The organism is Paeniglutamicibacter sulfureus (genome assembly GCF_030512175.1).
GTDB classification, from domain to species: Bacteria; Actinomycetota; Actinomycetes; order Actinomycetales; family Micrococcaceae; genus Paeniglutamicibacter; species Paeniglutamicibacter sulfureus.
The window spans coordinates 2,455,783-2,468,817 of the sequence record NZ_JAULBL010000002.1 but is presented as its reverse complement, the minus strand read 5'-3'; the positions used below and the strand labels follow the sequence as shown (position 1 = coordinate 2,468,817).

General features: G+C 66.3%; 12 protein-coding genes and 1 tRNA gene. 5 read left to right on the top strand and 8 right to left on the bottom strand.

The window, feature by feature from the left end; translation table 11 throughout:
• Nucleotides 1-81: 81 nt before the first annotated feature.
• Nucleotides 82-1,860 carry an HNH endonuclease signature motif containing protein gene (locus Q2T94_RS17865; protein WP_302266020.1) on the bottom strand — a complete coding sequence of 593 codons (1,779 nt, stop codon included), beginning with the start codon at nucleotides 1,858-1,860 and terminating at the stop codon, nucleotides 82-84.
• A gap of 189 nt (nucleotides 1,861-2,049) precedes the next feature.
• The gene (locus Q2T94_RS17860; RefSeq protein ID WP_436836838.1) at nucleotides 2,050-3,192 is read right to left on the bottom strand and encodes a Nif3-like dinuclear metal center hexameric protein; all 1,143 of its coding nucleotides are present in this window, start codon (nucleotides 3,190-3,192) and stop codon (nucleotides 2,050-2,052) included.
• 204 nt (nucleotides 3,193-3,396) lie between these two features.
• Here Q2T94_RS17860 and msrA point away from each other — a divergent pair, with 204 nt between their 5' ends.
• The 3 genes from msrA (at nucleotide 3,397) to epsC (ending at nucleotide 5,682) form a co-directional block, all read left to right on the top strand.
• Nucleotides 3,397-3,939, top strand: a complete 543-nt coding sequence (msrA, locus tag Q2T94_RS17855) for a peptide-methionine (S)-S-oxide reductase MsrA (RefSeq protein ID WP_302266458.1) — start codon at nucleotides 3,397-3,399, stop codon at nucleotides 3,937-3,939.
• A 95-nt stretch (nucleotides 3,940-4,034) separates the two neighbouring features.
• Nucleotides 4,035-4,970 carry a cysteine synthase A gene (cysK, locus tag Q2T94_RS17850; protein ID WP_264269662.1) on the top strand — a complete coding sequence of 312 codons (936 nt, stop codon included), beginning with the start codon at nucleotides 4,035-4,037 and terminating at the stop codon, nucleotides 4,968-4,970.
• A gap of 127 nt (nucleotides 4,971-5,097) precedes the next feature.
• Nucleotides 5,098-5,682 carry a serine O-acetyltransferase EpsC gene (gene epsC / locus Q2T94_RS17845; protein WP_264269663.1) on the top strand — a complete coding sequence of 195 codons (585 nt, stop codon included), beginning with the start codon at nucleotides 5,098-5,100 and terminating at the stop codon, nucleotides 5,680-5,682.
• Between the two features lie 166 nt (nucleotides 5,683-5,848).
• Here epsC and gnd read toward each other — a convergent pair whose 3' ends face one another.
• Complete coding sequence (gnd, locus tag Q2T94_RS17840; protein WP_302266019.1) at nucleotides 5,849-7,288, bottom strand: NADP-dependent phosphogluconate dehydrogenase; 1,440 nt, start codon at nucleotides 7,286-7,288, stop codon at nucleotides 5,849-5,851.
• A gap of 212 nt (nucleotides 7,289-7,500) precedes the next feature.
• On the opposite strand from gnd, the gene Q2T94_RS17835 reads away from it, so the two are divergent.
• Nucleotides 7,501-8,226, top strand: a complete 726-nt coding sequence (locus tag Q2T94_RS17835) for a FadR/GntR family transcriptional regulator (protein WP_302266018.1) — start codon at nucleotides 7,501-7,503, stop codon at nucleotides 8,224-8,226.
• A 103-nt stretch (nucleotides 8,227-8,329) separates the two neighbouring features.
• Here the strand turns inward: Q2T94_RS17835 and Q2T94_RS17830 are convergent, their stop codons facing one another.
• The 4 genes from Q2T94_RS17830 to Q2T94_RS17815 form a co-directional block, all read right to left on the bottom strand.
• Nucleotides 8,330-9,367 carry a zinc-binding dehydrogenase gene (locus Q2T94_RS17830; RefSeq protein ID WP_302266017.1) on the bottom strand — a complete coding sequence of 346 codons (1,038 nt, stop codon included), beginning with the start codon at nucleotides 9,365-9,367 and terminating at the stop codon, nucleotides 8,330-8,332.
• Entirely contained in the window at nucleotides 9,357-10,130 is a 774-nt protein-coding gene (locus Q2T94_RS17825; protein WP_302266016.1) for an SDR family oxidoreductase, read from the bottom strand. Before Q2T94_RS17825 ends, Q2T94_RS17830 begins: the two co-directional genes overlap by 11 nt.
• 40 nt (nucleotides 10,131-10,170) lie before the next feature.
• Nucleotides 10,171-11,574, bottom strand: coding sequence for a GntP family permease (locus Q2T94_RS17820; protein WP_302266015.1), 1,404 nt, complete (start codon nucleotides 11,572-11,574; stop codon nucleotides 10,171-10,173).
• Between the two features lie 62 nt (nucleotides 11,575-11,636).
• Complete coding sequence (locus Q2T94_RS17815) at nucleotides 11,637-12,152, bottom strand: gluconokinase (RefSeq protein ID WP_264269669.1); 516 nt, start codon at nucleotides 12,150-12,152, stop codon at nucleotides 11,637-11,639.
• Between the two features lie 294 nt (nucleotides 12,153-12,446).
• Between Q2T94_RS17815 and Q2T94_RS17810 the strand changes: the two genes are divergently transcribed.
• Entirely contained in the window at nucleotides 12,447-12,632 is a 186-nt protein-coding gene (locus Q2T94_RS17810; RefSeq protein ID WP_264269670.1) for a CsbD family protein, read from the top strand.
• Nucleotides 12,633-12,799: 167 nt separating this feature from the next.
• On the opposite strand, the gene Q2T94_RS17805 is transcribed toward Q2T94_RS17810, so the two are convergent.
• Nucleotides 12,800-12,872 (bottom strand) — tRNA-Val (locus Q2T94_RS17805).
• Nucleotides 12,873-13,035 lie beyond the last annotated feature (163 nt).

The following is a 13,035-nucleotide window of genomic DNA, read 5'->3' as shown; positions in this document are numbered from 1 at the left end:
CTCCGTCCGGGCACGGTCGGGAGGTGCGGCGGCAGGCGGCACGGCATCGCGGGAGGCTCGCCTTGTGGCGGGAGTGGAGTTTCAGGCGGCTGCGGCTTCGGGATGGAAGACCCAGTTCCGCCTGGGTCTTTGGAGCGGGTCGCGCGATGCGGGAAGGACGACATGTGGAATGCCGGCTACGACCCGGATGCCGAAGTGCCCCGCGTGGAAGGCGGTGTGGCACCGGATGCAGAGCAACAAACCGTTACTGACTTGTGTCTTTCCGCCTTCGGAGAAGGACTTGATGTGGTGGGCCTCGCAGCGGTGGACGGGCATGGAACAGCCGGGGTTGGCGCAGCCTCGGTCGCGGGCGGCGATGGCGCGCCTCTGGCCCTTGGTGAAGAAGCGTTTGCGTCGGCCCACATCCAGGGGCTGGCCCTCCCCACCCATGATCACCGGGGTAATCCCGGCGTTGCAGGCCAGGCGGCGGGCGGCGGCGGCGGAGATGTACTGCCCGTGGCTGGTGAACCCGGCGGTTTCCAGGGCCCCGGTGAGCGCGGCATAGTCGATCATGACCAACAATTCGACGCGGGAGTTCAACGGCATCCCGGGCTGCGCGGCCGCGGGGTCCATCCAGGAGCGCAGGGCCTCGAGAAGTGCACCCGAGAGGCGTTGGGCGCGGCGCCTGGCGTTGGCTTCGTCTCGGGTCTCGCCGGGGTATCGGTCGTCCTCGGGCAGGCCGTAAGGGTTGGCGCATGGCAGTGGCTTGCCGACATCGTTGAATCCGGCCCGGGGGCGCTGCCCGGCGGGGACATCGGGGTTGACGGCCCAGGCGGGAATCTCGGGAGCGTCTTCTGCCTGCTCGGCGCGTTCAATGGCTTCGGCGCCGTTTGCCGTGCCCGGGAATGCCGCCTCGTCAAAGAGTGCCGGCTGGGAGACGGTTTCCGGGGTGGCGGTAGTGCCGGAGGCGGTACGGGGATTGTTCAGGTCGTCGGCCAGGGTGCAGAGCATTTCGTGGCCCTCGGCATCGGTGGTGAGCTCCCAGATGTACCCGGCGGGTTTGTGGCAGCGAAAGCGCAGCCCCTCGAATCGGGCCCTTGCGGCCTCCTGTCCCTCGACGCTGGTGTGTTCAAGGTCGATGGCAACCTGCTTCAGGAGCCTGCCGACCGCGGCCTCGTCGGCGGTGTGCAGGGTGCGGGCAACTTGCTCCTCCAGCGCGGTGCGGGCCTTCTCCGGGTCCGGTTGCGCCTCCAGCGACGGTGCCAGCGCGACGAGCTTCGCCGCTGTGTTGGCCAGGACCTTTGGGTCCGAGGAACCGCCGGCCAGCGCCCGGCCCAGCTGCGGGAAGGTCGGCGGCAGCGTGGTGCCGCCCGGGCCCTTGTGCTCCATGAGCCGGGCGTGGGTGCTAACGCGGTGGGAGGCCTGGAAATAACTCAGGTGCAGTTGGTTCTTGAGGAACTCGGCGGTGTCGCGATGCAGGGGCTTTCGGTCGGGGCCGGTCACTGCATCCGCAGGCAGGCCGCTGGTGCCGGCGGCAAAGCCGGCCGCGTCTTTCAGCACCTGGTTCGTTTCGGCCAGCGGCGCTTCGGTAAGGGTGTGCACCTCGGCGGCCTCGCAGGTGCCGGCGGCCAGGACCTGCCCGTAGGACCCGGTGCGGAAGAGGCGTTCGGCCAGTTGCGCCAACGCGGCGGCCCGGACCGGGGAGCCGGCCGCGGAGGCGGCCCCCTGCTCCAGCAGGCGGCGGGCGACCAGGTCGACGGCGGCCAACAGACGCAGTGGATCGACGAGGGTGCCGGGACCGGCAGATGCTACGGTGCCCGTCCCCAAAGCCCCACCGAGTGCGGCGAGGGCCGAGTCGATGATGCCGGCCGGTGTGTCCATGGGATCCATGGTGCTCCCCGGACATCGGTGCCCGCCAGCGCCGGCATGGGTTCTGTGGATAACCCCCGCGGGCCGTCCAAGCGGGCACGAACGGCGCGGATGCAAAAGATGCGGTGCGCGCTCCCTGCCCGGGAAATCCGGGTGTGGTGGGCGCGCACCGCATCGAGGCAGGTGGGTGGGCTCGACCGGTTACGGGGTGAGAATGAAGTCCCAGGGATCGGTGTTGATGGCCGAGACGCCGACCTCCACATCGTGTCCCAAATCGTGCAGGACGTTCTTCAGCGCGTCGGCTGCGGTGGGCAGCCACAGCCACTCGGAAGCGAAGTGGGAAACGTCGATGAGGTAGGGCTTGCCGTTCAATGCGGCCTCGCGGGCCTCGGATGCGGGGTGGTGGCGCAAATCGGCGGTCACGTAGACATCGGCCTCGGCGGCACGGACGGCATCGAAGAGCGAATCCCCCGCCCCGCCACACACGGCGACCTTGCGCACGATCCCTGAGCGGTCCCCGGCCACGCGCACTCCGCCGGCCACCGAGGGCATCGCGGAGAAGACACGGGAGGCGAACTCGTGCAACTGCAGCGGTTCGGGCAGCATGCCGACCCGGCCGATGCCTTCCTCGGGCAGCCCGTCCCTAGAGGGTGCCAGCGGTTGCGTCTGGGTCAGGCCAAAGATGTCGGCCAGCACGTCGGAGACCCCGCCGATGGCCGAGTCCGCGTTGGTGTGGGCGGTGACCAGCGCGCAGCTGGATTCGATGAGCAGGTGCACCGCCTCCCCCTTGAACCCGGTGGCGGCCACGGAGTTGACCGGGCGCAGCAGCAGCGGGTGGTGGGTGATCAGCAGGTCGGTGCCGCGGGAAACCGCGTCGGCCACCACCTCAAGGGTGGGATCGACGGCGAACATGATCCGCTTGACTTCGCGTTCGGGGCGCCCGACCACGGGTCCGACGGTGTCCCATTCCTCGGCCAGCGAAGCGGGCCAGAGTTCCTCGACGGCAACCAGCACCTGTCCGAGGGTGGGAGTGGACAGCATGGCTTCCATCTGGCCGGATGCCGGTTCTTCGGTCTCGGTGCCGAACCGGGCAGGCGCGGCGGTCGAGGCGTTCCCGGAAGCCACGACCTGCCCCGCTGCGCCTGTGCCCGTCGCGGCGGCATCGAGGGAAGAATCGTTGCCGGGTGCGGTCGTGGGCATGCTCGACGGCGGCGATGCGGCCGCCACGGCGCCGGGGGCGGCGGGATTTGCCTCCGTATGGGCGGTGCCGGCGCTTTCCTGGTCGGCCGATCCCGGCCCGGAGACGATACGCATGCCGTGAGGCTGCTGCTTATTGCTCTGCATGCATCTACCGTATCCGGATCGGCCCCGAATGCCCTCATGTGCTGACCGCAATTTGCGCTTGTGCCGTGACCAGCAGGCGGCGGCATCGGGACCGCGGGAATGAATTGGCGGTGACTGTGCTTGAGTGTAGATGTGAACGATTTCTCGATTTCCAGCACACCGATCCGCTTTTCTCCCACGACCCGGGGTCCCGCCGGTCAGGAGCTGACCACCTTTGTGCTGGCCGGCGGCTGTTTTTGGTGCCTCGATGCCGTCTACCAGCGCACGCGCGGGGTCCACGCGGTGGTGTCCGGATACACCGGCGGTTCCGATCCCGCCCCGAACTACCGCTCGGTCTGCGGCGGAAATACCGGACACGCCGAGGCCGTTGCCGTAACATTCGACCCCGCCGTCGTTCCGGACGAGGTCATACTCGACATGTTTTTCACCACCCACGACCCCACGACGCTCAACCGCCAGGGCTACGACGTCGGCACCCAGTACCGCTCGGCGATGTACCCGCTTGACGCCGCGCAGGAGTCGATTTTCCGCGAAAGCGCGCTGAAGTTCGGGGAGCTCTACCCCGATCCGCTGGTGACGGCTTTCGAGGTCCCGGGTGACTTTTTCGTGGCCGAGGGAATCCACCAGGACTACTACAACCGCTTCCCCGAAGAGGGGTACTGCCGGGTCATCATCGACCCGAAACTGGCCAAGGCCAGGAAATATTACGCAACATGGCTCGAGGAACCCGCCGCCGAGCGGTCCTGACTAGGCTTGTACCTGAGGTTCCCGGCGCGTCACTGCCCGACGGGACCGTGCCTGAACGGCCCATTCCGCTCCCACACCCAAGGACAAAGGACACCATGTCGAAGATCTACAACGACGTCACGCAAATTGTTGGCCGCACCCCGCTGGTGCGCCTGAACCGACTGGGTGCCGGGCTGCCGGGCAACATCGCCGTGAAGCTGGAGTTCTACAACCCGGCCAACTCGGTCAAGGACCGCATTGGCGTTGCCATCGTTGACGCCGCCGAGGCCTCCGGGGACCTGCGCCCGGGCGGCACCATCGTCGAGGGCACCTCCGGCAACACCGGAATCGCCCTGGCCATGGTGGGAGCGGCCCGCGGCTACAAGGTGGTGCTGACCATGCCCGAGACGATGAGCACCGAGCGCCGCGTGATGCTGCGGGCCTTCGGCGCGGAGATCGTCTTGACCCCGGGTTCCGAAGGCATGCGCGGCGCCGTGGAAAAGGCCAAGGAAATCGTCGCCACCACCGACAACGCCATCTGGGCGCAGCAGTTCGCCAACGCCGCCAACCCGGAGGTGCATGCAGCGACCACCGGTCCTGAGATCTGGAACGACACCGAGGGCGAAATCGACATCTTCGTGGCCGGCATCGGCACCGGCGGCACCATCACCGGTGCCGGCCGCTTCCTCAAGGAGCAGAAGCCTGGCCTGCAGGTCATCGCGGTCGAGCCGAAGGATTCTGCGATCCTCAACGGCGGCAAGCCGGGCCCGCACAAGATCCAGGGCCTGGGAGCGAACTTCATCCCCGAGGTGCTGGACACCGAGCTTTACGACGAGGTGCTTGACGCCTCGATCGACGACTCGGTCGCCATTGCCCGCGCGCTGGGGACGCAGGAAGGCATCCTCGGCGGCATCTCCGGCGGCGCCGCCGTCTGGGGGGCCCTGGAAATCGCCAAGCGCGAGGAAAACGCCGGCAAGCTCATCGTCGCCGTGATCCCCGACTTCGGCGAACGTTACATCTCCACGCTGCTTTTCGACGACATCCGTGGCTAAGACTGCCGATCCGGTCGGTGTCGGTCGGGGCGCGCGGGAAACCCCACGCCCCGACCGGCACCGCTTCGGGCTTCACCCGCAGCTTTCCGGCCAACAGCCGGATCGCCGCACAAACAAAGGCCAAGGTTTGAGATTCTTTTCCCGACTAGCCGAAGACTTGCGCGGGGCAAGTGCGCATGATCCCGCCGCCCGCGGGCAGGCCGAGAACTTCCTGGCGTACTCGGGCCTCCATGCGATCTGGATCCACCGGCTGACCCACCGGCTGTGGCAGAACCCCAGGACGCGCTTTCCTGCGCGCCTGCTCTCCCAGGCCGGCCGCTTCCTCACCGGGATCGAGATCCACCCGGGAGCCACCATCGGCCGGCGGTTCTTCATCGACCACGGCATGGGCGTGGTCATCGGGGAGACCGCCGAGATCGGCGACGACGTGATGATCTACCACGGGGTGACCCTCGGCGGGCGCTCGCTGGCCAAGGTCAAGCGCCACCCGACCATCGGTGACCGTGTGGTCATCGGGGCCGGCGCCAAGGTGCTGGGCCCGATTGTGATCGGCGCGGATTCCGCCATCGGCGCCAACGCCGTGGTGGTCAAGGATGCCCCGGCGGATTCCATCATCACCGGCATGCCGGCGAAGAACCGCCCGCGCACCGCCGAGGAACACAAGCCGGCGGTGGATCCGGCCGAATACATCGATCCGGCCATGTGGATCTAGGGCTGGCCTGATCGAACAAGTTGCGGTGTCGGAGCCGGTCCCCTTGGGGGCGGCACCGGCACCGTTTTTTGCGTCTCCGGGCGGCGGACATGCCCGCAAAAAACCACGAGGTGGTGCCACCGGTATTCCGGGTGGCGCCACCTCGTGGTGGTGAAGCGCGTGTCGACTAGTGGGTGTCTTCGGCTTCGATCTCGGTCTTGTCGCCGCTCCACTGCGTGTGGAACGACCCCTCAACGTCCATGCGGTTGTAGGTGTGCGCACCGAAGAGGTCGCGCAGGCCCTGGGTCAGCGCAGCCGGCAGGCGCTTGCGGCGCAGGCCATCGTAGTAGGCCAGCGAGGCGGAGAACACCGGCACCGGCACGCCCAGCTGGACGGCGGTGGACACCACACGGCGCCAGGCCGGAAGGGCAGCGGCGATGGCCTCGGAGAAGGCGGGGGCGAACAGCAGGTTTGCAGGCTTTTCATCCGCTGCGTAGGCCTTGGTGATGTCTGCAAGCAGGGCCGCGCGGATGATGCAGCCTTCGCGCCACAGCGAGGCGATCTCGTCGAGCTTCAGGTCCCAGTTGTATTCCTTGCCCGCGGAGGTGAGCATGTCCAGGCCCTGGGCGTAGGACACCAGCTTGGAGGCGAAGAGTGCCTGGCGCACATCTTCAACGAAGTTCTCGTCCAGCTCGACGGCGACCTCGTGGCCGGCAAGGACTTCCTGGCCGATGGCGCGCTGATCGCGCTGCGAGGACAGGCCGCGGGCGAACACGGATTCGGCAATGGCGGAGATCGGGGAGCCCAGGTCCAGGCCCGACTGCACGGTCCAGCGGCCGGTGCCCTTCTGGCCTGCGCTATCAACGATGACGTCTACCAGCGGCTTGCCGGTCTTGGCATCGGTGTGGGCCAGCACCTCGGCGGTGATTTCGATGAGGAAGGAGGCGAGTTCGCCCTTGTTCCATTCCTCGAAGATCGCTGCCTGGGCCGCCGGCTCGATGCCGGCGCCGGTGCGCAGCAGATCGTAGGCCTCGCCGATGACCTGCATGTCGGCGTATTCGATGCCGTTGTGCACCATCTTCACGAAGTGCCCGGCGCCGTCGGTGGAGATCCAGGCGCAGCACGGAGCGCCGTCGACGGCCTTGGCGGAGATCTTTTCCAGCATCGGGCCCAGGGCGTCGTAGGACTGCTTCGAGCCGCCCGGCATGATCGAGGGGCCCAGCAGGGCGCCCTCCTCGCCGCCGGAGACGCCCACGCCCACGAAGTGCAGGCCCTTTTCGGCCAGCGCGGCCTCGCGGCGGCGGGTGTCCACGAAGTTGGAGTTGCCGCCGTCGATGATGATGTCGCCCGCCTCGAGCAGCGGGATAAGCGAATCGATGACCGAGTCGACGGGGCCGCCGGCCTTGACCATGACCAGCACGCGGCGCGGGGTCTCGAGGTTCTGGACGAGTTCGGCCAGGGTCTCGGTGCGGATGAAGTCGCCCTCGTCGCCGTGCGCGGCCAGCAATGCGTCGGTCTTGGCGACCGAGCGGTTGTGCAGCGCCACGGTGTATCCGTTGCGGGCGAAGTTGCGGGCGAGGTTTGCGCCCATGACGGCTAGGCCGGTGACGCCAATCTGTGCAGGCATGAAGTCTCCATCGTTGCGATTTTGCTGGGCCGGGCGAATACCGGCACGAAGGAGCGCCGGGCACGGCTCCGTGACTTCTGTCCACTTTAGTTTGTCTGGCGTCTCCATGGCCAGAAGAACACGCCTCGTTGCCATTTGTTGCCCCGGAAACACGTGGCTTTTTGCCTGTTCACTGGGAAATTTGTGCAGTTGATTCCCGATAGGATTGGCTTATGCCCAATAGCCTGCACCAACGAGCCGTCGACCATCTCGGAAGCCGCATTGTCGACGGATCCATTCCCGCCGGCGACGTGATCCTGGCATCCGAGTTGGAGGGCGAGCTGGGGGTCTCCCGGTCGGTCGTTCGCGAGGCCGTACGCGTTTTGGCCTCGGCCGGCCTGGTGGTTTCCACCAAGCGCGTCGGGATCCGGGTATTGGCCCCCGAGCACTGGAACCCCTTTGACCCGCTGGTCATCCGCTGGCGCCTGGCCGGAGACGGTCAGGGCGCGCAATTGCGCTCCCTGACCGAGCTGCGCGTGGCCGTTGAACCCATGGCAGCCGAACTCGCGGCAGAGCACGCGCCGCCGGAATTTTGCGGCGAGCTGCTGAACCTGGCCGCCCGGATGCGCCATGCCGGCCGTTCCGGGGACCTGGCCTCTTTCCTTGAGCTGGACATCCGCTTCCACGCGCTGGTGTTGGCGGCCTCGGGCAATGAGATGTTTGCGAACCTGGCCAATCCGATCGGCGAGACGCTGCGGGGACGCACCGAACTTGGCTTGATGCCCGAGCACCCCCACGAAGAAGCGCTGGCCTGGCACCAGGCGGTCGCCGACGCGATTTCCGCCCGCGAGCCACACCGGGCGAGGGAATCCATGGAGCTGATCATGCGCCGCACCAACCAGGAGATCTGCGGCGTGTGGGCGGATCGGCCGCGACTCTTCCCGCAGCCCCAGGCCTAAGACCCGCAAGCGAAAGGCGCTCCGCCGGATCCCCTACGGGAGTCTGGCGGAGCGCCTATGTTTTTTTGCGGTATGTCGAAACCTGACCGCGTGAAAGCAGCGGTTAGAACTTCAGCAGGACCTTACCGGATACAGCGGAGTCCTTCGCCACGGCGAAGGCGGCAAGGGCCTGGTCGACACCGAATTCGTGGGTGACGACGGCCGAGACGTCCAGTGTGCCGTCCGCAAGTGCGCCCAGCACCTCATCGATCTCGTCGTTGAAGCGGAAGGAACCGACCAGTTCGAGCTCACGGGTGATGGCCAGCGAGATCAGTGCCGGCTGCTCGCCCGAGGGCAGCAGGCCGACCATGACGATGCGCCCTCCCCGGACCGTGCCGCGAACCGCCGAGGCCAAGCCGCGGTGGTTTCCGCTGGCCTCGATGACCACGTCGGCCTCGATCTCGGCGATGGCGTCGACGTCATCGGCCTTCAAGGTGGTGGTCGCGCCGGCTGCCGTGGCGATTTCCAGCGGGCGATCGAACATGTCCACCGCGATGATTTGAGCGGCACCTGCCCGCTTGAGCACCGCAACGGCCAGCACGCCGATGGGACCGGCGCCAATGACCATGACCCGCTTGCCGGCAACCCCGCCGGCGCGGGAGACAGCGTGCCAGGCCACGGCGGCGGGTTCGGCCAAGGCGGCATCGCGCAGCGCAAGCCCCGCCGGCAGTTCCCGCAGCATCCGCGAGGGCAGGTTCACCGCTGTGGCAAAGGCACCCTCGGTGTGCGGGTACCTTGCCGCGGAGCCCAGGTAGGTGCAGCCCGGGGAGAGGTTGGGCCTCTCCACGGGGTAGCGTGCGCCGGAGCCGCCGGGGGTGGCGGGGTGCACCGCGATGCGGGTGCCGGCCGCGGGGCCGGTTCCATCGGCGGCCGCGGCGAGGACCGTGCCGACGATTTCGTGGCCCAGGACCATGGGCGCCTTGAGGATGGACTCCCCCGCCGCCCCCTGAATCCAGTAGTGCAGGTCCGATCCGCAGATGCCGCCGTAGGCGATGGCGATCTGCGCCTGGTGCGAAGCCGGCGCGGGGACCTCGATGGCCTCGACCCTAAGGTCGCCGGCGGCATGGGCCACCACGGCGGTTGCAGGGGTGCTAGACGACAACTGTCATTCCCCCGTCGATGAAGATGGTCTGGCCGTTGACGTAGTTGGATCCGTCCGAGGCCAGCCACACGGCGGGGCCGGCCAGGTCTGCCACGGTGCCCCAGCGTCCGGCCGGGGTGCGGCCCAGGATCCAGGAGTTGAACTCTCGATCGTCCACCAGGTTCTGGGTCATCTCGGTGTGGATGTAGCCCGGGGCGATGCCGTTGACCTGGAGCCCGCCGGACGCCCACTCGGCGGTCATGGCCCGGGTCAGGTTGCGCAGCCCGCCCTTGGCCGCGGTGTAGGCGGAGATGGTGGGCCGGGCCAGGTCCGTCTGCACGGAGCAGATGTTGATGATCTTGCCCTCGCCGCGCTGAAGCATGCCCCGCGCTGCCTCGCGGCCCACCAGGAAGGCGCTGGTCAGGTTGGTGTCGAGCACGCGCTGCCAGTCGGCGACATCCAGCTCCAGCATCGGCACGCGGTGCTGGATGCCCGCGTTGTTCACCAGGATCCGCAGCGGTCCGACCTCGGCCTCGATGGCCTCGATGTTCCGGGCCACGGCGTCCGCGTCGGTCACGTCGAACGCGTAGGAGAAGATGCGGTCCGCTCCGTAGCGGGACTCGAACTCGGCGGCCGTGGCCGCCAGTGTCTCGGCATTGCGGCCGTGGAGCACGATCGTGGCCCCGGCGTCGGCCAGGCCCGCGGCAAGTTCCCTCCCGATGCCGCGCGAGGATCCGGTGACCAGCGCGATGCGCCCGGTCAGGTCAAAAAGGTTGCTGCCCATGTGGATTCCTTCCCTGGGTGTTGTTCGAAGAGCTGCGGGACTAGAACGCGGCGGCGACGGCGAAGATCAGGTACGCGATGGCAAAGCCGATCACGCCGACCAGCGCCTGGCCCACGGTCCAGACCTTCAGCGTCGTCTTGACGTCCATCCCGAAGAACCGGCTGACCAACCAGAAGCCGGAGTCGTTGACGTGGCCGGCGAAGACGGAACCGGCGGCCAGAGCCAGCACGATGGCCACGACCTCAATCTGGTTCAGGTCTGCGTTGCCCACCACCACGGGCTGGACGATGGCGGCGGCAGTGGTCAGCGCGACGGTGGCCGAACCCTGGGCGACGCGCACCACGGCGGCGATGATGAAGCCGGCGACGATGATCGGCAGGCCGAGGGCGTCGAGTGAATCGGCAACCGCGTCGCCGATGCCGCTGGCGCGCAGCACCGCGCCGAACATGCCGCCGGCGCCGGTGATCAGGATGATCGAGCATACCGGGCCAAGTGCCGAGTCGACGACGGTCTCGATGAGTGTCTTGTCCTTGTTCTGCTTGTAGCCCAGCAGGTACATGCCAAGCAACACGGTGATCAGCAGGGCGACCGGCGTCTCGCCGACCAGGCGCAGGATCTGGACCCACTGGGCCTGGCTGTCCACGATTTCGGCTGAGGCAAGGGTGTTCAGGCCGGTGTTCATGAAGATCAGGACCAGCGGCAGCAGCAACAGGGTCACGACGGTACCCAGCTTCGGCGTGGAGGCGAAGTCGTGCTGCTCCTGGGCGGTGCCGGCCAGGATGTCCGGGATGGCGATATTGAACTTCCGTCCCACATACTTGCCGAACAGGTGGCCTGCGAAGAACCAGGTTGGCAGGGCGACGACGAGGCCCAGCAGCAGGACCAGGCCGACATTGGCCTCGAGCAGGCCGGAGGCGGCGACCGGGCCCGGGTGCGGCGGCACGAAGATGTGCATGACGGAGAATGCGGTGGCTGCCGGGAAGGCGTAGCCCAGGAAGGAGCCACCCAGGCGGCGTGCCACCGTGAAGATGATTGGCAGCATGACGACCAGGCCGGCGTCGAAGAAGATCGGGAATCCGAAGAGCAGCGAGGCGATGGACAGCGCCAGCGGTGCGCGCTTCTCGCCGAACTTGTTGATCAACGCATTGGTCAGCACCTCGGCTCCGCCACTTGTCTCGAGCATGCGCCCGAGCATGGCACCCAGGCCGACCAGCAGTGCGACGGAGGCCAGCGTCCCGCCGAATCCGCCGGTGAGGGTCGGAATCACCGCTGCCACCGGGATGCCGGTGGCAACTGCGGTCAGCAGCGAGATGACCACGAGTGCAACGAATGCATGGATGCGCCATTTGATAATGAACAAAAGCAGCAGCAGGATTGCGCCCACGGCAATGGAGAGGAGCGCAGGTGTGCCCAGCGTCCAGTTCATGACTAACTCGTCGGTCATCATTGTCCTTCGGAGGTATAAGGATGTCGGGTGATGGGGGTGGAACCGGTCGGTTCCGGATGTTACTTGTAGTTCAAGTTATTGGCCACGAGGGCCACAATGTCTTCCGGGCTATGGCTGATGTCCACTTCGATGGCGGCTTCGTCAGCTTCGATGGCCTCGAGCGCGTTCAATTGCGAGGTGAGCAGGGTCGAGGGCATGTATTCATGGCTGCGTTCGTCAAGCCGGTTCTGGATGAGGTCGGCAGGGCCGCGCAGGTGGATGAAGAGCGTGGCTGGCTCATGGGCACGCAGCAGGTCGCGATAGCTGCGCTTGAGTGCGGAACACGCGATGATCGCAGGGGTGCCGCTTTTGGAACTTCTGGAAAGTGCGTGGCCAATGGTCGCGAGCCACGGCTGGCGATCGGCGTCATCCAGCGGATGGCCCGCAGCCATCTTTTCCTTGTTGGACGCGGGGTGAAGATCGTCGCCGTCAGTGAACGTCGCACCGAGTTCCTCCGCAAGCATCTTGCCCACCGTGGATTTACCGCATCCAGAAACTCCCATAACGATCATGGGCGGGTTGGCAAGGCTGTTCATCGTCACTCCATCGTGGATCCAAAAGTAATGTCCGACATAACATGGTGATATCGGACATAAATCTGATTTATACAGACTAGGCCTCGCCCATCCGAGTGTCAACCGAGTGTTTTCCCGAGTCCATTCGGAACGTACTCCGTCTGCGAAAATCAGCGCCGACATGCCGATGCACGGGCCTGGTCCCAAGGCCGCGGAGCTGGCTTTCCGTTCACACCCCGTGGCTCCCAGCTAATGCCAAGGTTGACTTAATAGCGTGGAACGAGTCCAGGCAAGATCAACGAAGGGAATTCCACCATGGGACTCGGAGACAAGATCAGCAACAAGGCACAGGAAGTCGCCGGCCAAGCCAAGGAAAAACTTGGCGACGCAACGGATAACGAACGGTTGCAGGCCGAGGGCATCAAGGATCAGGCGGCGGCAAGGGCCAAGCAGGCCGGGGAACACGTCAAGGATGCTGCCAAGGACGTTACAGACAAATAATCAGTCCTTCGACCCAATACAAGTGCTTCGTGGCCCCGAGACAAGTCTGGGGCCACGAAGCACTTTTGCATTCGAGCGTTCGCCCGCATTGCCGGCTATGTTTTGGCTTAACGAAAAGATCCCTCGAGGGAATCGACTTACGTCATTCCCTCGAGGGATCTTGCGTGTGGGCCCTACCGGGATCGAACCGATGACATTCACGGTGTAAACGTGACGCTCTACCAGCTGAGCTAAAGGCCCCTGGAACAAGCACTTTCCCGGAATATTTCCGATCGAGTGCGTTGCAACAAGAAGATAATCTAATACAGACATCCCTGACTTGGCAAATCGCGCGTCCGAATCGCGTGAACCGGACAAGCCGGTCCAGCGCAGGCCCGAGGCCACCAGACGGTACCCAAGGGAA

Excerpts from the sequence above, each read along its gene's own strand:
- Q2T94_RS17865 (WP_302266020.1), bottom strand. The coding sequence starts at position 1,860 with ATGGACACACCGGCCGGCATCATCGACTCGGCCCTCGCCGCACTCGGT.
- Q2T94_RS17860 (WP_436836838.1), bottom strand. The coding sequence starts at position 3,192 with ATGCAGAGCAATAAGCAGCAGCCTCACGGCATGCGTATCGTCTCCGGG.
- cysK (WP_264269662.1), top strand. The coding sequence starts at position 4,035 with ATGTCGAAGATCTACAACGACGTCACGCAAATTGTTGGCCGCACCCCG.
- gnd (WP_302266019.1), bottom strand. The coding sequence starts at position 7,288 with ATGCCTGCACAGATTGGCGTCACCGGCCTAGCCGTCATGGGCGCAAAC.
- Q2T94_RS17835 (WP_302266018.1), top strand. The coding sequence starts at position 7,501 with ATGCCCAATAGCCTGCACCAACGAGCCGTCGACCATCTCGGAAGCCGC.
- Q2T94_RS17825 (WP_302266016.1), bottom strand. The coding sequence starts at position 10,130 with ATGGGCAGCAACCTTTTTGACCTGACCGGGCGCATCGCGCTGGTCACC.
- Q2T94_RS17820 (WP_302266015.1), bottom strand. The coding sequence starts at position 11,574 with ATGACCGACGAGTTAGTCATGAACTGGACGCTGGGCACACCTGCGCTC.
- Q2T94_RS17815 (WP_264269669.1), bottom strand. The coding sequence starts at position 12,152 with ATGAACAGCCTTGCCAACCCGCCCATGATCGTTATGGGAGTTTCTGGA.
- Q2T94_RS17810 (WP_264269670.1), top strand. The coding sequence starts at position 12,447 with ATGGGACTCGGAGACAAGATCAGCAACAAGGCACAGGAAGTCGCCGGC.